This is a genomic window from Agromyces neolithicus, assembly GCF_039529735.1.
Taxonomy (GTDB): Bacteria; Actinomycetota; Actinomycetes; order Actinomycetales; family Microbacteriaceae; genus Agromyces; species Agromyces neolithicus.
Genome location: NZ_BAAANJ010000001.1, coordinates 293,480 through 313,624, shown reverse-complemented (window position 1 = coordinate 313,624; position 20,145 = coordinate 293,480). Strand labels below are relative to the sequence as shown.

The 20,145-nt window shown below is 69.8% G+C and carries 20 protein-coding genes; 7 read left to right on the top strand and 13 right to left on the bottom strand.

The window, feature by feature from the left end; translation table 11 throughout:
* Positions 1–18: 18 nt before the first annotated feature.
* The 3 genes from ABD164_RS01495 to ABD164_RS01485 are packed head-to-tail and all read left to right on the top strand — an operon-like array spanning position 19 to position 3,056.
* Entirely contained in the window at positions 19–1,161 is a 1,143-nt protein-coding gene (locus ABD164_RS01495) for a type III polyketide synthase (RefSeq protein ID WP_344292688.1), read from the top strand.
* Position 1,162: 1 nt separating this feature from the next.
* A complete protein-coding gene (locus tag ABD164_RS01490; RefSeq protein ID WP_344292686.1) occupies positions 1,163–1,888 on the top strand; it encodes a methyltransferase domain-containing protein in 726 nt (241 codons plus the stop codon).
* The gene (locus ABD164_RS01485) at positions 1,881–3,056 is read left to right on the top strand and encodes an FAD-dependent oxidoreductase (protein WP_344292684.1); all 1,176 of its coding nucleotides are present in this window, start codon (positions 1,881–1,883) and stop codon (positions 3,054–3,056) included. Before ABD164_RS01490 ends, ABD164_RS01485 begins: the two co-directional genes overlap by 8 nt.
* 21 nt (positions 3,057–3,077) lie before the next feature.
* On the opposite strand, the gene ABD164_RS01480 is transcribed toward ABD164_RS01485, so the two are convergent.
* Positions 3,078–3,518 (bottom strand): nitroreductase family deazaflavin-dependent oxidoreductase, encoded by a 441-nt coding sequence (locus ABD164_RS01480; protein WP_344292683.1) that lies wholly within the window; start codon positions 3,516–3,518, stop codon positions 3,078–3,080.
* 155 nt (positions 3,519–3,673) lie between these two features.
* Here ABD164_RS01480 and ABD164_RS01475 point away from each other — a divergent pair, with 155 nt between their 5' ends.
* On the top strand, positions 3,674–5,890 hold the full coding sequence (locus ABD164_RS01475) for an ATP-dependent Clp protease ATP-binding subunit (protein WP_344293367.1): 2,217 nt from the start codon (positions 3,674–3,676) through the stop codon (positions 5,888–5,890).
* Positions 5,891–5,977: 87 nt separating this feature from the next.
* Here the strand turns inward: ABD164_RS01475 and ABD164_RS01470 are convergent, their stop codons facing one another.
* The 3 genes from ABD164_RS01470 to ABD164_RS01460 form a co-directional block, all read right to left on the bottom strand.
* Positions 5,978–7,267: an MFS transporter gene (locus ABD164_RS01470; protein ID WP_344293365.1), complete on the bottom strand. Its 1,290-nt coding sequence runs from the start codon at positions 7,265–7,267 to the stop codon at positions 5,978–5,980.
* Positions 7,268–7,387: 120 nt separating this feature from the next.
* On the bottom strand, positions 7,388–7,792 hold the full coding sequence (locus tag ABD164_RS01465; RefSeq protein ID WP_344292681.1) for a PIN domain-containing protein: 405 nt from the start codon (positions 7,790–7,792) through the stop codon (positions 7,388–7,390).
* Positions 7,789–8,067: a type II toxin-antitoxin system Phd/YefM family antitoxin gene (locus ABD164_RS01460; protein WP_344292679.1), complete on the bottom strand. Its 279-nt coding sequence runs from the start codon at positions 8,065–8,067 to the stop codon at positions 7,789–7,791. Before ABD164_RS01460 ends, ABD164_RS01465 begins: the two co-directional genes overlap by 4 nt.
* A 75-nt stretch (positions 8,068–8,142) precedes the next feature.
* Between ABD164_RS01460 and ABD164_RS01455 the strand changes: the two genes are divergently transcribed.
* A complete protein-coding gene (locus ABD164_RS01455; protein WP_344292676.1) occupies positions 8,143–9,192 on the top strand; it encodes a zinc-dependent alcohol dehydrogenase family protein in 1,050 nt (349 codons plus the stop codon).
* A gap of 15 nt (positions 9,193–9,207) precedes the next feature.
* On the opposite strand, the gene ABD164_RS01450 is transcribed toward ABD164_RS01455, so the two are convergent.
* The 6 genes from ABD164_RS01450 to ABD164_RS01425 all read right to left on the bottom strand — a co-directional run bounded on the left by ABD164_RS01450 (position 9,208) and on the right by ABD164_RS01425 (position 14,026).
* Positions 9,208–10,284 (bottom strand): threonine aldolase family protein, encoded by a 1,077-nt coding sequence (locus ABD164_RS01450; protein WP_344292674.1) that lies wholly within the window; start codon positions 10,282–10,284, stop codon positions 9,208–9,210.
* A 131-nt stretch (positions 10,285–10,415) separates the two neighbouring features.
* A complete protein-coding gene (locus ABD164_RS01445; RefSeq protein ID WP_344292672.1) occupies positions 10,416–11,606 on the bottom strand; it encodes an ABC transporter permease in 1,191 nt (396 codons plus the stop codon).
* Positions 11,603–12,487, bottom strand: coding sequence for an ABC transporter ATP-binding protein (locus ABD164_RS01440; protein WP_344292670.1), 885 nt, complete (start codon positions 12,485–12,487; stop codon positions 11,603–11,605). The genes ABD164_RS01445 and ABD164_RS01440 overlap by 4 nt, the downstream gene beginning before the upstream one ends.
* Positions 12,488–12,594: 107 nt before the next feature.
* Positions 12,595–13,173, bottom strand: coding sequence for a dihydrofolate reductase family protein (locus tag ABD164_RS01435; protein WP_344292667.1), 579 nt, complete (start codon positions 13,171–13,173; stop codon positions 12,595–12,597).
* Complete coding sequence (locus tag ABD164_RS01430) at positions 13,173–13,658, bottom strand: SRPBCC family protein (protein WP_344292666.1); 486 nt, start codon at positions 13,656–13,658, stop codon at positions 13,173–13,175. The genes ABD164_RS01435 and ABD164_RS01430 overlap by 1 nt, the downstream gene beginning before the upstream one ends.
* Positions 13,655–14,026, bottom strand: coding sequence for an ArsR/SmtB family transcription factor (locus ABD164_RS01425; protein ID WP_344292664.1), 372 nt, complete (start codon positions 14,024–14,026; stop codon positions 13,655–13,657). Before ABD164_RS01425 ends, ABD164_RS01430 begins: the two co-directional genes overlap by 4 nt.
* A 140-nt stretch (positions 14,027–14,166) precedes the next feature.
* Here ABD164_RS01425 and ABD164_RS01420 point away from each other — a divergent pair, with 140 nt between their 5' ends.
* Positions 14,167–14,544, top strand: coding sequence for a cupin domain-containing protein (locus tag ABD164_RS01420; protein WP_344292662.1), 378 nt, complete (start codon positions 14,167–14,169; stop codon positions 14,542–14,544).
* Positions 14,545–14,667: 123 nt separating this feature from the next.
* Here ABD164_RS01420 and ABD164_RS01415 read toward each other — a convergent pair whose 3' ends face one another.
* The 3 genes from ABD164_RS01415 to ABD164_RS01405 all read right to left on the bottom strand — a co-directional run bounded on the left by ABD164_RS01415 (position 14,668) and on the right by ABD164_RS01405 (position 18,299).
* Complete coding sequence (locus ABD164_RS01415; RefSeq protein WP_344292660.1) at positions 14,668–15,930, bottom strand: HNH endonuclease signature motif containing protein; 1,263 nt, start codon at positions 15,928–15,930, stop codon at positions 14,668–14,670.
* 186 nt (positions 15,931–16,116) lie between these two features.
* A complete protein-coding gene (locus tag ABD164_RS01410; protein WP_344292658.1) occupies positions 16,117–16,914 on the bottom strand; it encodes a response regulator in 798 nt (265 codons plus the stop codon).
* Positions 16,911–18,299, bottom strand: coding sequence for a histidine kinase (locus ABD164_RS01405; RefSeq protein WP_344292656.1), 1,389 nt, complete (start codon positions 18,297–18,299; stop codon positions 16,911–16,913). The genes ABD164_RS01410 and ABD164_RS01405 overlap by 4 nt, the downstream gene beginning before the upstream one ends.
* 123 nt (positions 18,300–18,422) lie before the next feature.
* Between ABD164_RS01405 and ABD164_RS01400 the strand changes: the two genes are divergently transcribed.
* Positions 18,423–20,132, top strand: coding sequence for a SulP family inorganic anion transporter (locus tag ABD164_RS01400; RefSeq protein WP_344292654.1), 1,710 nt, complete (start codon positions 18,423–18,425; stop codon positions 20,130–20,132).
* Positions 20,133–20,145 lie beyond the last annotated feature (13 nt).

Below are 20,145 nucleotides of genomic sequence, written 5' to 3'. Positions count from 1 at the left end.
CCCGGCCGCCACCACGTCATGGCCGTCACCCTACGAGCGGTTGCGACCGCTGTTCCGCCGACCGTGCTGGTGCAGGCAGAAGTGCGCGACGTGTTCGCGGCGCAGCCGGGTCTCAGCCGCCTCGCGCAGCGCATCATCGGCACAGCCTTCGACGTATCGGGCATCGCAACGCGCCACACCGTGCTCGATGAGCTGAGCTGGGGGGCGCGCCCCGACGAGCCCGTGTTCTTCGACATCGAGTCGCGAGAGCTGTTGCTGCCGGGCACCAAGGCCCGCAACGAGATCTACGCGGTCGAGGCGACGCGCCTGTACCTCGAGGCCGCGCGGGCCGCGCTCGCGGCGTGTGCGGGGGTCGAGGCATCCGATATCACGCACGTCGTGACCGTCTCGTGCACCGGGTTCTACGCACCCGGCCCCGACTTCATGCTCGCCCGCGACCTCGGGCTCGACCCGGGCGTCGAGCGTTACCACCTGGGGTTCATGGGCTGTTACGCGTCGATTCCGGCGCTGCGCATCGCGAAGCAGTTGTGCGAAGCCGATGACTCGTCGGTCGTGCTCGTGGTCAGCGCCGAACTGTGCACCCTGCACCTGCGGTCGTCGAACGACCCCGACACGATCGTCGCGTCGTCGTTGTTCGCCGATGGTGCCGCCGCGGGAATCGTGTCTTCGCGACCGGCCGAGCCGGGCGAGAAGGCGTTCGACCTCGACGGGTTCGCCACCCGTGTGACACCCGAGGGCGAGGGCGACATGGCGTGGAAGATCGGCGACCACGGCTTCGAGATGGTGCTCTCGAATGCCATTCCGGCGATCATCGACGACCACATCACGGGTGCGCTCGAACCGCTGTTCGCCACCGAGCCCGAGCTCGCCGCGGCACTGGCCGACGACACCGCCTCGGCCGCGGTCGAGCACTGGGCGATCCACCCGGGCGGGCGCAGCATTCTCGACAAGGTCGAGTCGCGGCTCGTGCTCACCGAGGCGCAGCTCGTGCCGGCGCGCGAGACGTTGCACGACTTCGGCAACATGTCGAGCGCCACGGTGCTGTTCGTGCTGAAGCGCATTCTCGAGTCGCAGGCGGCCGTCGACGGCGACCGGGTGGCCGCGATGGCGTTCGGACCGGGACTCACGGTCGAATCGGCGCTGCTGACCGTGCGGGCGTAGCGTGCGACATCCGTTCGCCGCGCTCGCGACCCGCGACGAACGGGCGCGCGAACAGATGGACGCGCCCGACGCCGACCCGCGCGTGCTGGCGAAGACCTACGCGCGGTTCCGGCTCGTGAACGCGATCGTGTCGGGCGAACGCGCGGTGTACCGGCGCTGGGTTCGGCCGCGCCTCTCGCCGGTGTGGGGCACGCGGCTGCTCGACGTGGGCACGGGCAGCGCCGACCTGCCCCGCCGCATGCTGCGCTGGGCGCACGCCGACGGGCTGCGGCTCGACATCACGGCCATCGACCCCGACGCCCGGGCGATCGCCTGGGCGATGGCTCAGCCCCACGCTCGCGGACTGGCGGTTCGGCAGGTCGCCACCCGCGACCTCGTCGCGGCCGGCGAGCGGTTCCAGATCGTGCTGTCGAACCACGTGCTGCACCACCTCGACGGTCGCGAGACGGGCGCGCTGCTCGCCGACTGCGAGCGGCTGGTCGGGCCGGGCGGCATCGCGGTGCTCGGCGACATCGAGCGCAGTCGCTGGGGCTACGCGGGGTTCTGGCTCGGCACGCTGCCGTTCGCCGGCAACCTGCTCGCCGGTACGTACATTCGCGGTGACGGGCTCGCATCGATCCGACGCAGCCATACCGCGGCCGAGCTCGCCGCGGTGTTGCCGCCCGGGTGGCGGGTACGGCGGGCGTTCCCCTCGCGACTCGAGGTGGCGTGGGGGTCGGATGCCTGAGTCACGGGCCGTCGCGGTCAGGCCCATCCACGACGTGGTCGTCGTGGGCGGCGGCCCCGTGGGCATGCTGCTCGGTTGCCTGATCGCGTTGCGCGGGCGAGACGTCGTGGTGCTCGAACGGCGGCGTGAGCGGTCGGGGCGGTCGCGCGCGATCGGCATCCACCCGCCCGGGCTGAAGGCACTCGCCCACGTCGGGCTCGAACCTGCCGTGCGTGCGGCCGCGGCCGAGATCTCGGGCGGGCGGGTCATCTGCGAAGGCCGTGTGCTCGGCGGGATGTCGTTCACGGGCGCGGGCGCCGTGCTCTCGCTGCCGCAACTCGAGACCGAGCGACTGCTCGAAGCGCGGCTCGACGAGCTTCGGCCGGGCGCGCTGCGGCGCGGCGTCGAGGTGCGCAACGTGCGCGATCGCGGCACCCACGTCGTGGTCGACGCGGTCGATGTCGGTGAGGGCGGCCGCGCCACGGGGCTGGTCTCGGTGCGCGCGCGGTATGCGATTGCGGCCGACGGGGTGCGCAGCGCGCTGCGCGACCAGCTCGGCATCGACTGGTTGCGCCACGCCGGCCACGCCCACTACATGATGGGCGACACCCGCGACGACACCGGCGAGTCCGATCAGGCGCTGTTGCACTTCGAGCCCGCGGGCGTCGTGGAGTCGTTCCCCATGCCGGGCGGCCTGCGGCGCTGGGTCGCGTGGGTGCGGCGCCCGCCCGCCACGACGACGGCCGAACAACTCGCGACGATCGTGCGGTCGCGCACGTCGGGCGCGTTCGACGTCGACGTCGCCTCCGAGCCGAGCGCGTTCGAGGCGCGGCAGCACCTCGCCTCGCGCCTCGCGCACGGCCGGGTCGCGCTCGTCGGCGATGCCGCGCATGAGATCAGCCCCATCGGCGGGCAGGGCATGAACCTCGGCTGGCTCGACGCCATGCGGCTCGACCACGATCTCGAGTCCGCGCTCACGGTAGGGGCACCCTTCGAGGCGTTCGAGGCCTACGACCGGTTGCGTCGCGCGGCCGCGGCACGGGCCATCCGTCAGGCGGCGTTCAACATGGCGATGGGCGCACCCGCGTCGGGCGTGCGACTGCGGCTGCGCAACGGCGCCGTGCGCGTGCTCGCGGTGCCGCCGTTCAAGGTGCTGCTCGCACGCGCGTTCACCATGCGGTGGTTGTGACGCCGGCGTGCCGCGGTCGGCTCAGAGCACGATGCGTTTGAGCGCGAACACCGGGATCAGGCGGTCGGTCCTCAGCTGGTAGTCGGCATACGGCGGATACGCCTCGACCGCGCGCGCCCACCAGGTCGCCCGCTCGTCGCCCTCGAGCTCACGGGCCTCGTAGTCGTGCTTCTCGGCGCCGTCCTGCAGTTCGACGTGCGGGTGGGCGACGATGTTGTAGTACCAGAGCGGGTGCTTCGGGGCGCCGCCGATCGACGCGACGACGGCGTATTCGCCGTCGTGCTCGACGCGCATCAGGGCGGTCTTGCGCAGCTTGCCCGACTTCGCGCCGACGGTCGTGAGCACGATGATCGGCATGCCGCGCAGCGTGTTCGACGTCGCGCCGGCCGACGCCTCGAAGGCCTCGGCCTGCTTGCGCGCCCAGCCCGACGTGCCCGGTGCGTATTCGCCCTCGAGTGGCATGCGGTCTCCACCTTCTTCTGCTTGTGCCTGTTTCGGCCCCTCCTTCGACCGTACCCCGCCGGGGAGGTCGGTGGATCGCCCGGGAATACGGGCTACCACTTGAAAGTTGAGTTGGTTAGACTCAAGTTTGAACGAAGGGAGTGCCTGTGGCCAACATGCAGGGCGCGCCGAGCTCGCAGGAAGAGCAGAAGTCGGCGCTCGAACAGTTCGGTATCAACCTCACCGAGATCGCGAAAGCAGGAAAGCTCGACCCCGTCATCGGGCGCGACGCCGAGATCCGCCGAGTCAGCCAGGTGCTCACTCGGCGCACGAAGAACAACCCCGTGCTCATCGGCGAGCCCGGTGTCGGCAAGACCGCCGTCGTCGAGGGGCTCGCGCAGCGCATCGTCGCTGGCGACGTCGCCGAGTCGTTGAAGAACAAGCAGCTCATCACGCTCGACATCTCGGCGCTCGTCGCGGGCGCGATGTACCGCGGGCAGTTCGAGGAACGCCTGAAGGCCGTGCTCAAAGAGATCAACGACGCCGAGGGGCGCATCATCACGTTCGTCGACGAGCTTCACCTGCTCATGGGTGCGGGCGGCGGCGAGGGTTCGGTCGCGGCATCCAACATGCTGAAGCCGATGCTCGCCCGCGGCGAGCTGCGGCTCATCGGCGCGACCACGCTCAACGAGTACCGCGAGTACATCGAGAAAGATGCCGCGCTCGAGCGCCGCTTCCAGCAGGTGTACGTCGGCGAGCCGTCGGTCGAAGACACCGTCGCGATCCTGCGCGGACTCAAGGGTCGCTACGAGGCGCACCACGGGGTCACCATCAGCGACGCGGCGCTCGTCGCCGCGGCATCCCTCTCGAATCGATACATCTCGGCCCGGCAACTGCCCGACAAGGCCATCGACCTCGTCGACGAGGCCATGTCGCGACTCAAGATGGAGATCGACTCGAGCCCCGTCGAGATCGACCAGCTCAAGCGGCAGGTCGACCGGCTCAAGCTCGAGGAGCTCGCGCTCAAGAAGGAGAAGGACGACGCGTCGAAAGAACGGCTCGCCAAGCTTCGCGAGACGCTGGTCGACCATGAGCGCGAGCTCGCCCAGCTGGAAGAGCGCTGGGCACGCGAACGGATGTCACTGAATCGCGTCGGCGACCTGAAGAAGCAGCTCGACGAGGCGATCACCCAGCGCGACCGTGCGATGCGCGAGGCGGATTACGCACGTGCCTCGAAGCTCGAATACGAGACGATCAAGCGGCTCGAGCGAGACCTCGCCGAGGCCGAGCAGGCCGAGGCCGCACCCGACGAGCCGCGCATGGTGAACGAGCAGGTCACCGAAGAGGACATCGCGCAGGTCATCGCCGCGTGGACGGGCATTCCCGTCGGCCGGCTGCTGCAGGGCGAGACCGAGAAGCTGCTGCACCTCGAGACCGAGCTCGGCAAGCGGCTCATCGGGCAGAAGCGCGCCGTCGCCGCGGTCGCCGACTCGGTTCGCCGCTCGCGCGCCGGCATCAGCGACCCGAACCGGCCGACCGGCTCGTTCCTGTTCCTCGGTCCGACCGGTGTCGGCAAGACCGAGCTCGCCAAGGCCCTCGCCGAGTTCCTGTTCGACGACGAGCACGCCATGGTGCGCATCGACATGTCGGAGTACGGCGAGAAGTTCTCGGTCTCGCGGCTCGTCGGCGCCCCTCCGGGGTATGTCGGCTACGACCAGGGCGGCCAGCTCACCGAAGCGGTGCGACGCCGGCCCTACTCGGTGATCCTCTTCGACGAGGTCGAGAAGGCGCACCCCGAGGTGTTCGACGTGTTGCTGCAGGTGCTCGACGACGGCCGCCTGACCGACGGCCAGGGCCGCACGGTCGACTTCCGCAACACGATCCTCATCCTCACGTCGAACCTCGGGTCGCAGTACCTGATCGACCCGTCGCTCAGCTGGGACGAGAAGGAGCAGGCCGTGCTCGCCGCCGTGCGGCAGGCGTTCAAGCCCGAGTTCGTGAACCGGCTCGACGACATCGTCGTCTTCTCTTCGCTCTCGCAAGAGGAGCTCGCCGAGATCGTGAACCTCTACATCGACCGGCTGTCGCTGCGCTTGCACGAGCGCCGGCTCGAACTCGGGGTCACGCCCGACGCGCGGGCCTGGCTCGCCGAGCGCGGCCACGACCCGCTCTACGGGGCGCGGCCGCTGCGCCGGCTCATGCAGCACGAGATCGACGACCGCCTCGCGCGCGCGCTGCTCACCGGCGCCGTGCGCGACGGCGACACGGTCGTCGTGGGGCTCGACGCCGACGGCGAGTCGCTCACGGTCGCACGGGCCGATGCCCCTGTCCCCGGTGGGGCTGGGTTCGACGACGACGTGATCGACGCCGAGATCATCGACGACGAGCAGTAGCACCAGTCTGACTCCGACACTGATGCTGTGTGGCATCAGTGTCGGAGTCATGGCCAGCCACGCACCGGGTAGCCGGCGGTGACGCTGTCAGTCGTCGACGGGCTCGGACGCGGGTTCGGACCCCGACACGGGCTCGGGTTCGTGCTCGCGCACGCCGTTGGCGCTCGCCGGAATGCGGCGCTCGAGCGCGGCGGCGAGCACCCCGATGCCGAGGCAGCCCGCCACCATCACGGCGATGTACAGTACCGACAGCCCCTGGTCGAGCAATAGGCCCGCGGCGATCGGCCCGGCGATCGCGCCACCCTGGAAGGCAGCCGAGTTGATGGCGTTGTAGCGGCCCCGGTTGTGATCGGAGGCGAGGTCGTTGTAGATCGCCGGCACGGTGGGCTGCAGCAGGGTCTCGCCGAATGCGAACACCCCCATGAACGCGAGCACGCCGATCGCCGCGGCGAGCGTGTCGGGCAGCAGCCCTGCGGCGCCGAGGATGAGCCACGAGCCGGCCCACACGAGCGCCATGACCCACATGACGCGGGTGCGACGTCGACCGCTGATGCGGGCGAGCACGGCGAACTGCAGCAGCACGATGACCGCGGTGTTGACGGCGAACGACAGGCCGATGACGCGCGTCGAGACCTCGGCGACCTGGCGGGCGTAGGCCGGGAACCCCGCCTCCATCTGGCCGTAGCCGATGAACATCGCGAGGAAGGTGAGCAGGGTCAGCCACAGCACCGCGGGCTGGCGCAGGATCTGGCGATAGCCGACGCCCGTCGCGGCGTCGTCGGAGGGCTCGGACTGCGTGCGCACGTGCCGCAGCGGCCCGAGCAGCAATGCCACCGGGATGAGGCAGCTGATGGCGTCGACGAGGAAGATGACCGTGAAGGTCTCGGGGGAGTCGACGTCGACGTAGAACCCGCCGATGATGCCGCCGATGCCGATTCCGAGGTTGACGAGCGCGAAGTTGACGCCGAAGTACTGCTGGCGCAGGTCGCCCTCGACGACCGCGGCGATGAGGGCGTTGAACCCCGGCCACGAGACGCCGAAGTTGACGCCGATGAGCACGAGCGCCACGGCCGCGACCGCCGGGTGCGTCGCGTAGGCGAGCAGGGTGCAGCCGGCGATCATGCACGCGAGCCCCGCGAGCAGGATCTTGCGGGCACCGAAGCGGTCGATGAGCGTGCCGCCCGGGCCTGTCACCACGAGCCCGACGATGGCGATCAGGCTCATCAGGGCGCCCGAGAGCCCGAGGTCGAAGCCACGCACCTCGTGCAGGTAGATGATCGTGAACGGCAGGGTCAGCCCGCGGCCGAGGGTCTGGATGGCGACCGTCGACAGCAGCCAACGCCCCTCGACGGGGAGCGCGCCCCAGAACCCTCTCATGCCACTCACCAGAGAATCTTGGCGTACGCCACCGACATCGCGCGACCCGGAGTTCACCTCCTGGCCCTACGCTGCCGTCATGCCGGTGCGCGGCGACATCACGCGACCTCGTGGTCGGGGCTATCGCTCGCCGGCCACCCGACCGGGGTCGATGATCTGCACGATGCTCGAGATCGGCGCGAAGTCGGCGATCTTGCGGGTCAGCAGGGGTACGCCGGCCGCATACGCCTGGGCGGCGATGAACGTGTCGGTCTTGCGGGCACGCACCTTGGCGCCGTCGCGATGCATGGCTGCCGCGAGGTACCCGTAGGCGCGCGAGGCGTCGGCATCGAACGGCAACCAGTCGATGAAGCGGTCGAGCGCGGCGAGATACTGCTCGCGCGCGAGTGCGACGGCGTCGTTCTTCGCGGTCCTCACCCCGAACTCGAGCTCTGCCCGGCTGAGGATGCTCGCCCCGAGGGTCTCGTCGCCGAGCGTGTCGTCGTCGGGCAGGTCGATGAGCACGTTCGTGTCGAGCAGCATCATTCGGCGTCGTCCCACGGGTCGTGAAGCGGCTCTGCGTCGCGCAGCGCGTCGAGATCGCGCAGCAGGTCGTCGACATTCTCGCGAGGCAACCGGGGGACTGCGGCGCGCAGTGCGGCTGCTGGCACCCACCGGCGTGGGCCGGGGTGGTCGGGCACGAGCTTCACGCCGACGCTCGCGCCGTGGGAGGTGATGACATGCTCTTCACCGCTCGCGAGCACGCGGCGGTACACCTCACCGGGGTTCTGCTTGAGCTCACGCGACGTGATGGTTCGCATGCGTCCAGTCTCGCACCTGATGTAGACGTGCGTCTACAGCATCGTCGGGTGGGCCCGCGCGCGTAGGCTCGAAACATGCTCGCCACCGTCATCCACGCCGCCCGCGACATCCGCGTCGAGAACGTGCCCGATCCGGTGCTGTCGACCGGCGGCGACGCGATCGTGCGGGTTGTCGCGGCGTGCGTGTGCGGCTCCGACCTGTGGCCCTATCGCGGCGTCACGCCGACGCACGCGCCGCACCGCATCGGGCACGAGTTCGTGGGCGTGGTCGAGGCCGTCGGCGATGCAGTGGCGAAGGTCGCAGTGGGCGACTTCGTGATCGCCCCGTTCTACGTGTGCGACAACACGTGCATCAACTGCCGCAACGGGGTTTCGACGTCATGCCTGCACGGCGGCTGGTGGGGCAGCGACGACCGGTTCGGCGGCTTCGCCGACGGCGGGCAGGGCGAGCTCGTGCGCGCGCCGCTCGCCGACGGCGGCCTCGCCGTCGTTCCCGGCGCGGTCACCGACGACGAGATCCCCGGGCTGCTCACGCTCTCCGACGTCATGGGCACCGGACACCACGCCGCCGTCTCGGCCGGAGTCGGCCCCGGTGACTCGGTCGCGGTCGTCGGCGACGGAGCGGTCGGACTCTGCGCGATCATCGCGGCGCGACGGCTCGGCGCGTCGACGATCATCGCGATGTCGCGGCATCCGCAGCGTCAAGAACTCGCCCGCGACTTCGGCGCGACGCACATCGTCGCCGAGCGCGGCGACATCGGCGTGAAGGCCGTGCAGGAGATCACCGGCGGAGTCGGCGCCGACCGGGTGCTCGAGTGCGTCGGCACGAAGCAGTCGATGGACCAGGCGATCCGCTCGACCCGTCCGGGCGGCATGGTCGGGTACGTGGGGGCGCCGAACGGCGGGCCCGAGCTTCCGGTGCGACCGCTCTTCAACCGCAATGTCGGGGTCAACGGCGGCGTCGCGCCCGTGCGCGGGTACATCGAGCGGCTGCTGCCCGACGTGCGGTCGGGTGCGATCGCGCCGGGCCGCGTGTTCGATCTCGAGCTGCCGCTGCGCGAGGCCGCCGCGGCGTACGCCGCCATGGACGAGCGGCGCGCAGTCAAGGTGCTGCTGCGCCCCTGAACGCCGCTGGGCCCGCTACGCCGCCGCGAGCTCGTCGCGGATGCCGGCGACGAACGCGTCGATGTCGGCCTCGCTCGTGTCGAACGAGCACATCCAGCGCACCTCGCCCTTGGCGGCGTCCCAGTCGTAGAACTTGAAGCCGCGATCGCGCAGCCGGTCGGCGACACCCATGGGAAGCACCGCGAAGACTCCGTTCGACTGCGTGGGCTGCGAGAACCCGAGGCCGGGCAGCTCGCTCGCGGCGATGCCCGCGTCGAGCGCGCCGCGCAGCCGTGCGGCCATCTGGTTCGCGTGCGCGGCGTTGCGCAGCCACAGGTCGCCCTCGTAGAGCGCGATGAGCTGCGCAGACACGAAGCGCATCTTCGATGCGAGCTGCATGTTGAGCTTGCGCAGGTACTTCAGGCCTTCGGATGCCTCGGGGTTCAGCACCACGATCGCCTCGGCGCCGAGGCATCCGTTCTTGGTGCCACCGACGCTCAGCAGGTCGACGCCGGCGTCGCGCGTGAACGCACGCAGCGGCAGGCCGAGCGACGCGCCGGCGTTGCCCAGACGCGCGCCGTCGAGGTGCAGCTTCATGCCGTGCCCGTGAGCGTGGTCGGCAATGGCGCGGATCTCGTCTGCCGTGTACGCCGTGCCGAGCTCGGTGGTCTGCGTGATCGACACGACGAGCGGCTGCGCGCGGTGCTCGTCGCCCCAGCCCCACGCCTCGCGGTCGATGAGTTCGGGGGTGAGCTTGCCGTCGGGCGCGTCGACCGTGAGCAGCTTGATGCCGCCGACCCGCTCGGGCGCCCCGCCCTCGTCGGAGTTGATGTGCGCGGTCTTCGCCGAGATCACGGCACCCCAGCGCGGCAGCATCGACTGCAGCGCGGTGACGTTCGCCCCCGTGCCGTTGAACACCGGGTAGGCCTCGATGCCCTCGCCGAAGTGCTGGGCGAACACGTGCTGCAGGCGGTCGGTGTAGACGTCTTCGCCGTAGGCGACCTGGTGGCCGTCGTTCGCGGCGCTGATCGCGGCGAGGATCTCGGGGTGCACGCCCGAGTAGTTGTCTGAGGCGAAGCCGCGGAAGGAGGTGTCGTGGAGCTGCTGGGTCACCGCACCATCTTGCCACCCCTCAGCGGCGCAGCGCCGGTCGAGTAGCGCGTCGCGAAGCGGCACGCGTATCGAGACCTCCGCACCGGATCTCGATACGCGGCTTCGCCGCTACTCGATCGACGAGGTGAGCCTCAGCCCCGCAGCGCCTCCCCGAGCGGCACCCTCGCACCGGTCATCAGCAGCGAGTTGCGGTAGATGCGCTCGCCGACCAGCACCGCGAGCGCGGTCGTCGTCAGCAGGATCGCGAGCGAGACGAACGGCTCCCACCACTCGGCGGTTCCGAGGAACACCCGCATCGGCATGCCGACCGGCGCCGAGAACGGCACGTAGCTCATGATCGCGAGCACCGTGGGGTTGTCATTGAAGAAGATCACCAAGAAGTAGGGGATCATCACGAGCATCGTCACCGGGGTCGTGACCGAGCCGATGTCTTCGGCACGCGACACCATGGCCGCCGTCGCCGCGAACAGCGCGGCGAGCATCACGAACCCGATGGCGAAGAACACGATGAACCAGATCACCGAGCTGCCGAGCCCCCCGAGCAGCACCCGCTGTCCGGTGAGCATGAGCCCCAGAATCGCGAGCGCGGCGATCGCGAGGATCTGGCCGAACGCGAGCACGCTGTTGCCGATCACCTTGCCCGTGAGCAGCGCGCGGGCCGTCGTGGTCGAGAGCAGGATCTCGACCACGCGCGTCTGCTTCTCTTCGACGACCGACTGGGCGATGGTCGTGCCGAACGTGAGCGCCGACATGAAGAACACGATGCCGAACCCGAAGGCCACGAGGTAGGCGAGCGTCGGGTCGACCGCGGCGGGTTCGAGCAGCTCGATGGTGGGCTGCACCGACAGCGCCCGCGCCACATCGGTCGGCGGGGAGTCGAGGCCGGTCACGATGATGCCGAGCGGTTCGGATGCCGCGGGCGCGACGATCGCGTCGACCTCGCCGTCGCGCAACAGCTGCTCGGCGGCAGTTTCGTCGGCGACAGGCACTGCCTCGAGCGCCTCGTTGCCGTCGACGACCGCGGTCGCGCCGGCGACCACCGCGACCTTGGTCGTCTCGGTCTGCCCGCCGAAGATGCTGCCGAGCACCACCGATGCGAGCACGGCGAGCATGAGCACGCCCGTCGAGATGACGAACGCCTTGCTGCGCAGCCGCATCGTGATCTCGCGCCCGGCGATCAGCGACACGCTGTCGACGAAGCTCGGCTCGGTCGGTCGAGGAGCACCCGACGAAGGAGGGCGCGTATCGAGACCACGCGACGGGTCTCGATACGGCGCTGGCGCGCCTACTCGACCGGCGGACTTGTCGGATGTGGTGCTCATCGCACGACCTCCTTGAAGATCTGGGCGAGCGTCGTGTGCTCACGGGTGAAGCTGACGACCTCGCCGCGGGCGACCGCCTCGGCGAGCACCGCCTGGCGAGCGGCATCCGATTGGGCCTCGAAGACGGCCCACCCACCGTCGAACTCGACCACCTCGATTCCGGGCTGCTGGCGCAGCCAGCCGGCGTCACCCGCGGTGAGCAGCTCCCAGCGCTCGGAGCCGTGCTCGGCGCGTAGGGCGTCGCCCGCGCCGGCGGCGGCGATGCGCCCGCCGGCGATGATGACGAGGTCGTCGCAGAGCCGCTCGACGATGTCGAGCTGGTGCGACGAGAACAGCACGGGGGAGCCCGCGGCGGCGACGTCGGCGAGCACGCCCTGCACCGTCTCGACGGCCATCGGGTCGAGGCCCGAGAACGGCTCGTCGAGCACGAGCACCTCGGGTTTGTGCACGAGCGCGGCCGCGATCTGGGCCCGCTGCTGGTTGCCGAGCGAGAGCGACTCGATCGTGTCGTTCGTGCGCTCGCCGAGGCCCAGGCGCTCGAGCAGTTCGAGCGCGTTGCGGTGTGCGGCGGCGGGTGCCCAGCCGTGCAGGCGCGCCAGGTAGACGGTCTGTTCGAGCACCTTCATCTTGGGGTAGAGGCCCCGCTCCTCGGGCATGTACCCCATGCGGCGGCGATCGCCCTCGGTGATCGGCGCGCCGCCGAGTGTGACCGTGCCGCCGTCGGCGGCCAGCACACCCAGGATGATGCGCATCGTGGTGGTCTTGCCGGCGCCGTTGCCGCCGACGAAGCCCGTGAGGCGGCCGTCGCCGACGGTGAAGCTCACCTGATCGAGCGCGAGGCGGTCGCCGTAGCGTTTGCTGACGTTGCTGAGTTCGAGCATGCCCTCACGCTACGGATGTCGCGTGCCAGGGTCATCCGTCGCACGAGGGGTCTTCGCGCTCCGCCGTGCGGGGGAGGGAGTTGGGGAGGTCGGAGGTTCTCGCCGGCTCAGGCGACGGAGTACCGCAGACTGACGACGCCGCCCGCCTTGGGCGTGATGCCGGCGAGTTCGAGCTGACGGTCGCCGAGGTCGCTCGGGGTGAACGAGCGGCCGGCGCCGAGCAGCACGGGAACGACGCGCAGATGCAGTTCGTCGACGAGGCCGGCCGTGAACAGCGCGTCGGTGAGCACAAGACTGCCCCAGACGATGACCGTGCCGAAGCGCTCCTTCAGGGCGGCGGCCTGTTCGGCGCCATCACCCGGGAGGATCTCGATGCGGCCGTCGCCCCAGGGCGCCTCGGTGAGCGTGTTCGACACGACGAACTTCGGCAGTCGGTTGACGAGCTCACCGACGTGCTCGACCTCGGGGTCGACGCCGGGCCAGTAGTCGGCGAACATCCGATAGGTCGTGGCGCCGAAGAGGATGGCGTCGGCCTGCGAGACGTAGGCGAGCTGCTCGGCGTCGTTGAGGTCGACGTGGCCGTGCTCGTCGGGTCGCAGGAGTGCCTCGAAGAATCCGATGCCACCGTCGGGGTCGGCCGCATAACCGTCGGCCGTCACCACTTGCTCGACGATGAGGCGGCCCATCAGCGAGCCCCGCTCGCAGTGCCGGTCGTCGCCAGCTGCTCGGCGAGCATGTCGAACGCGGAGTACCACCCGTCGTAGACGTTCTCGTCGCCGGGCGCGCCGTCGATGCCCACGAGGTGGAACAGCATCTCGGTGCGGTCGTCGGGCAGCTCGCGCAGCTCGACCGTGATCACCGGCGCCTGGTCGTCAGCGTCGCCGGGAGACCCCCAGGTGTACACGAGCCGCTCGGGAGGGGTGACCTCGCGGTAGACGCCGGCCGTCGGGTACTCCTGCCCGTCGGCGGGGTTCACCATCGTGTAGGCGTAGCGGCCGCCGACGCGGGCGTCGACCGAGACGCTGCCCGGCTTGATCTCGATGCCGCGCGGGTGCCACCATTCGGCGGCGTCGGCCTCGGTCGTCCATGCTTGCCACACGAGGTCGCGGGGAGCGTCGAAGACGCGGGTGATCGTGAACTGCTTGCGTGTGGTGGCGGTCTGCTCAGTCATCGGTCTGTCCTTTCAGTTCGCGGAGTTGACGCAGTCGGCGCCGTCTTCAGTTGACGCAGTCGCTGATCGAGCAGGTCGAAGCGCTGGTTCCACTCGTTGCGGTGCCGGTCGACCCAGGCGGATGCCTCGTCGAGCGGTTCGGTGCGAAGGGTGCAGCGGCGCCATTGCGCGTCGGCGGTGCGCTCGATGAGCCCGGCGCGCTCGAGCACCTTGAGGTGCTGCGAGATCGCGGGTCGGCTCATCGCGAACGGCTCGGCCAGCTCTCCGACAGTCGTCGGACCGCTGCGCAGGCGCGAGATGATCGCGCGTCGCGTCGGGTCGGCGAGCGCCTGGAACACGAGGCTGAGCTCGTCCGGGGCATCCGTCAAGGTAAGTAACTCCTTAATTAATGATGTGCTTAACTGTAGGTCGGATGCGCCGTCGCGTCAACCCTTGATCGCGCAATGCAGGAATCTCGGTCCGCCACGTCGCCCTCGGCTTCGGCCGCGACATCCGGAATGATCGGAACATGGCAGATCCGGTCCGCAACATCTACGCCGCCCTCGATTCGTTCTCTCAGCCCTGGTCGCCGCGCCGCCTGGCCAGTGTGAACGACTACGACGTGAAGCTCTTCAAGGCGCAAGGCGAGTTCACCTGGCACAGCCACCCCGACACCGACGAGCTGTTCCTGGTGATCTCGGGCCGGCTCGTGATCCAGATGCACGACGCCGACGGTGGCGACATGGAACTTGGGCCGGGCGACGTCTATGTCGTCCCGCGTGGCGTGGAGCACTGCCCGCGCGCCGACGGTGAGGTGTCGGCGCTGCTCATCGAGCCGCAGGGAACCGTGAACACGGGTGACACCCCCAGTGAGCGCACCGCCGACCTGCGCGAGCTCGAGGGCTGATTCGCGGGAGGACTGATTCTCGGGACGGCTGAGTCTCGGGATTACTGATTCGCGAGAGGACTCTGATTCTCGGGACGGCTGATTCTCGGGATTACTGATTCGCGAGAGGCTCCGGCGAAGCTGTCAGAACGGCGCCGCTTCGGGAAGGGCGGCCGGCTCGGCGATCGCGGTGAATCCTGTCGGTGTGGTGATCGAGACCCTTCGCTTGGGCAGCTTCTTGTATGCGACGCGGCTGAGGTTCTTGCGGCGGTTGCCGTTCTCGCAGAGGGGGAACAGGTTGTCGGCATCGGTGCGCCCGTTGTCGCGCACCCACTCCTCGAGGTGGTCGACGTCGGAGTCGTAGGCCGAGCGCGAGCATGTGGGATCGATGCACTCCTCGAACCGCATCGCGATCCAGTCGCGTTGCGCCTTCGTGGGCCGATACCGCGTGCGGTCGTATTCGAGGATCTCGCCGGTGAACGGGTCGGTGGCGACGCGCCGGAACGATGGTGCCTTCGCGAACAGGCTCGCGGCCGACACGCGATCGATGGTGCCGTAGCCGGGCAGTTCGACCGGCTGGTCGCTTTTGCCGATCAGGGAGAGCAGCGGAACGAGCAGCACCGGTCGAACCTTCGCGGCGGTCGGAGTGCCGTCGCCCGCGAGCCAGGCGACGGCGAGGTCGGCACGGATCTGATCGCGCGAACGCCAACCGGGCTCACCCGACGGGGTCCGCTTCTGTTCGGCCCGGGCGGTGGCGTTCAGCCGCTCGATGATGCGAACGGCATCGGGCGCGGCAACGAGCGCGTGGATATAGGTCATTCCGTCGTCGGCCGGCTCGACCCATATGCGCCGATCGGCGAAGGCTCGTGCGTGGCGGACCTCGGCGGATTCGTGCAGCAACCGCTGCTTCAGGCGGCGCGCCCGCCCTCGGAACGCCGCGACCGTCGTGTTCGCCGCCGCCTGCGCCAGCTTCTCGTCGAACTCGCGCAGGCCCTCGTCATCGTCGTTCCATGCGAAGACGAGGTCGACCGCTGCACCGACATGATCGACCGTTGCCTGGCCGGCTGCGAATGCGGCATGCAGCGCAGGCAGGCGGTCTTCGAGAACCTGCGCGCTGTGCGCGATCGAGCGCACCTGGTTGGTCGAGAGTCGCAGACGCAGCCCGACGTCGAACGCTGCCGCATCTTCAGCGAACTCCAGTGCGTCGGCCCTGGCCATGCCCTCGGGGCGCAGGTACACATGGGGGTTCGCGCGAGCGAGTCGCATCAGTTCGGCCAACGCGGTCCACTGCCGAGCATGAGCCCGGTTGATCTCGATCTGCGCGGCCTCGACTTCGCGCAATCGATCGAAGATGAGGTCGAGCCCGGTCGCCAACGTCTTGCCCGGCGTGGTCGTGCCCGGCGTCATCGTGGTCGCGAGGTTTCGTGCGGGAATGGGTGCATGACTGTCTCCAGTTCGTTCACTCCGGCACGAGGTACCCACAAGTGTAGCACATATATACGAATGTGAGCGCACTACAGATCAACAACCATAGAAGAAAATCACGAGTATTGCGGGGACCGCAGAGAGAGGCGTGATGGTGCGAGAGGAGGGTCAGCCTTGCGGCCGCACGACTCCGTTCTCGTACGCGTAGACCACCGCGTGCACGCGGTCGCGCAGGCCGAGCTTCATGAGCACCTTCGAGACGTGCGTCTTCACGGTAGCCTCACCGACCCACATGCGCTGCGCGATCTCGGCGTTCGAGATGCCCTCGGCGAGCAGCTCGAGCACCTCGCGCTCGCGGTCGGTGAGCGTGGCGAGTTCCGCCGTCATTTCTGCCGCTTCTTCTGTACCGAAAACAGGAGCTCGGGCCGCCGGGTCGTCTCTGGTTCCTGCTTTCGGCACCGGCTCGGCGTGTCTTCCTGTTTCCGGAACGGTGAGGGGATCCGGGGTCTCGAGATGGCGCTGCGGGCCTGCTCGACCGACCGGCCGGGCGACGGCCTCGATGACGCGGCGGGTGACGTCGGGCGAGAGCAGCGCATCGCCTCGGGCAACGACCTGAACCGCCTCGATGAGCTGCTCGGGGCTCGAGTTCTTCAGCAGGAACCCGCTGGCTCCCGCTTCGAGCGCCGCGAACAGGTAGTCCTCGCGGTTGAAGGTGGTGAGCACCAAGACGGCGGCAGCGGATGTCCCATCGCCGGTGATGCGGCGCGTCGCCTCGAGCCCGTCCATGCCCGGCATCTGCACGTCCATGCACACGACGTCGGGCGCGAACTCCGCGACCGCGGCGATCGCGGCGGTACCGTCGGCGGCCTCGGCGACGACCTCGATCCCCTCCTCCGAGTCGAGAATGGTTCGGAACCCCGCGCGCACGAGGCTCTGGTCGTCGACGACGAGCACGCGAATACTCACCCGCGCACCTCCTCGACCCGCCGCAACGGGAAGCGCGCCCGCACGAGATACCCGCCACGGGCCCGGGGCCCGAGCTCGACCGTGCCGCCGGCCGCGGCCACGCGCTCACGCATTCCGAGCTGCCCGAGGCCCGTGTCCGGGACATCCGCCGCCCCTTGCGCGACCGCGCGCGTGACCGTACCCGTGTTCGTCACCTCGATCTCGAGCGACTCGGCCGACCAGCGCACGCGCACGTCGGCGGTGGCCGCCGCGCCCGCGTGCTTGCGCACGTTCGTGAGCGCCTCCTGCGCGATGCGGTAGGCGCTGAGCCCGACGACCGGCGACACCGGGTGCGGGTCGCCGACGATCGCGAGGGTGGTCGGCAGGCCGCTCGCCATCGATTCGGCGACGAGTTCGTCGATGCGGTCGATGCCACGGGTCGACGTGCTCGTGATCGCGGGCTCGTCGAACTCGGCGAGCCCGAGCCCCAGCCCGAGCCCGGGCGCGACCGCGAACTCGTCGTCGCCGCCGGGGTCGGCTGCGTCTGCCGTGCCGCGCAGCGTGCCGAGCAGCCGATGCAGCTCGTCGACGGCGTCACGCGCGCTCGTCTCGATCGCCGAGAGCGACGCCGTCGCGGCGTCGGGATCCTTCGCGAGCACCCGCCGCGCCGCACCCGCCTGCACCCCGATCACCGAGACGTGGTGGGCGACCACGTCGTGCAGTTCGCGGGCGATGCGCAACCGCTCGATGGCGACGGCCTGCACGCGAGTGCGCTCGCGTTCGGCGGCGAGTTCGGCGGTGCGCTGCTCGAGTTCGGCCCGCGAACGCGCCGAGCGGTAGGCGTTGTCGCCGAAGTACCACGCGCCGCCGAAGTACAGCAGGTTCGTGAGCACGTTGATGAGTCCGTAGGCGACATACGGCGACAACGCGCCTTCGCGCGGCAGGTCGGGCAGGTAGTCCTGCACGGCCGAGTAGTAGATGAGATTCCAGAACAGCCACCCGAACATGCCGAGCACGATCACGCCGCGCACGATCGTCGCGCGCCGCCGACCGCGGCCCCACGCGCCGACGGTGTAGATCGCGATGAAGAGGCAGATATTGCTGAAGAGCGCCTCGCCGGCCATGGTGACCGAGCCGACGATGAAGGCGACGGATGCCGCGACCGCGACGATCTCGGGCTGCAGGCGCCGCGCGGCGAGGGGAAGCGACATGGCCGGCACCCAGATGGCCGACGCCCACCACGGCGCGTCTTCGCCCCAGCCGGTGATGCGGTACAGCACGACGCTCGCCGAGAGCCCGACCAGCAGCACCAGCGCGAGCACGACGTCGTTGCGCAGCCCGCTGCGGTCGGGCCGCGGGCGTACCCACTCGACGCCGTCGATGACGGGCGGGGCGGTGGTGCTCATCCCCCAACGCTAGCGAGCAGGTCGGGCAGGGTCATCCGTCGTGCGGTGGAGTTGCGGGCACGGTGCACGCGGCACGTGACGACCTTTCACCGGTCTCCGCGTGCAGGTCCTAGGCTCTGCCCTATGAACCTCGCCGCGCGCTGGCGCCGCATCCGCGGCGTGTTCCGCCGCGAGACGCTCGGCAAAGACGCCCTGGCAGGCACGATCCTCGGCGTCGAGAGCGTGCCCGACGGGCTCGCGATCGGCCTGCTCGCCGGAGTCAACCCGGTGGCGGGTATCTACGCGTTCATGTTCGGCATGGCCGGAGCCGCCCTGTTCACGAGCAGTACGTTCATGGCGGTGCAGGCCACGGGGGCGATGGCGCTCATCGTGTCCGACACCGACCTCGGCGCGACCCGCGATCCCGATCGGGCGCTGTTCACCCTCGCCATGCTCACCGGCGTGATCATGGTCGTCGCGGGGCTGCTCAAGGCGGGCCGCATGCTGCGGTTCGTGCCCACCGCCGTGATGGTCGGGTTCGTCACGGCGGTCGGCGTCAACATCGTGCTGGGGCAGCTCACGAACTTCACCGGCTACGCGGGCAGTGGCCCGAACCGGTTGTTCAGGGCGATCGACACGTTCGCGCACTTCTGGCTGTTCGACCTGCCCACGCTCACCGTCGGCCTGGTCACGATCATGCTCATCGTGGTGCTCACCCGAACCCCGTTGCGCTCTCTCGGCCTCGTCGTCGCCATCATCGCGGGGTCGGCGCTCGCCGCGCTCTTCACGTTCGTGTTCGATTGGCCGGTGCTCATGGTCGGCGATGTCGCCGACGTGCCGACGGGGCTTCCGGTGCCCGTGCTGCCGAGCCTCGGCGACCTCGCGTACCTCGCCCTACCGGCGACCTCACTCGCGTTCGTGGGCCTCGTGCAGGGCGCCGCGGTCGCCGGCGGCGTGCCGAACGCCGACGGCAAGCCGGCCGGCGCCGACCGCAACTTCATCGGGCAGGGCGTCGGCAGCATCGTCTCGGGACTCTTCCGAGGCATGCCCGTCGGCGGGTCGATGTCGGCGTCGGCGCTGATCGTCGCGGCCGGCGCCCGCACGCGCCTCGCGCTCTTCATCGCCGCGGCGGTGATGGCGCTCGTCATCCTGGTCGCCTCGGGCGTCGTCTCACTCGTCGCGATGCCCGCGCTCGCCGGGCTGCTCATCGTCGTCGGCGTGCAGGCGGTCAAGCCCGCACGCATCAGGTCGGTGGCGAAGACAGGAGCGCTGCAGACGGCGATCATGGCCGTGACCTTCGGGTTGACGCTCATCATCCCGCTGCAGTTCGCCGTGATCGTGGGCGTCGGCCTCGGCGTGCTGCTGTTCGTGGCCCAGCAGTCGAACCGCCTGCGGGTGCGCCAACTCGAGTTCCACGACGGCGCCCGCATGCGCGAGCGGGATCCGGTGGGGGCCGTGCCGCCGCACGAGGTCGTCGTGCTGCAGCCCTACGGCAACCTCTTCTACGCGAGCGCCCCCGTGTTCGAGGCGCAGCTGCCGACGGTGACCGACGACTCCCGCGGCTCGGTCGTCATCGTGCGACTGCGGGGGGTCGACGAGCTCGGCCTCTCATCGATCGCGGTGCTCGCCCGCTACCTCGACGACCTCGAACGGCAGGGTTCGACGCTCTGGCTGGTCATCGTCGGCGACCGGGTGCGCCACCAGCTCTCGGCGGGCGGGCTGCTCGAGCGCCTCGGACCCGATGGCGTCTACACCGGCACCGAGTGGATCGGCGAGGCGGTGCATCACGCGCACCGCGACGCGCGCGAGTGGGTGCGGCGGCACGCCGCGAGCCCCGACGAGGCAACCGACTGATTCGCGCAGAGTC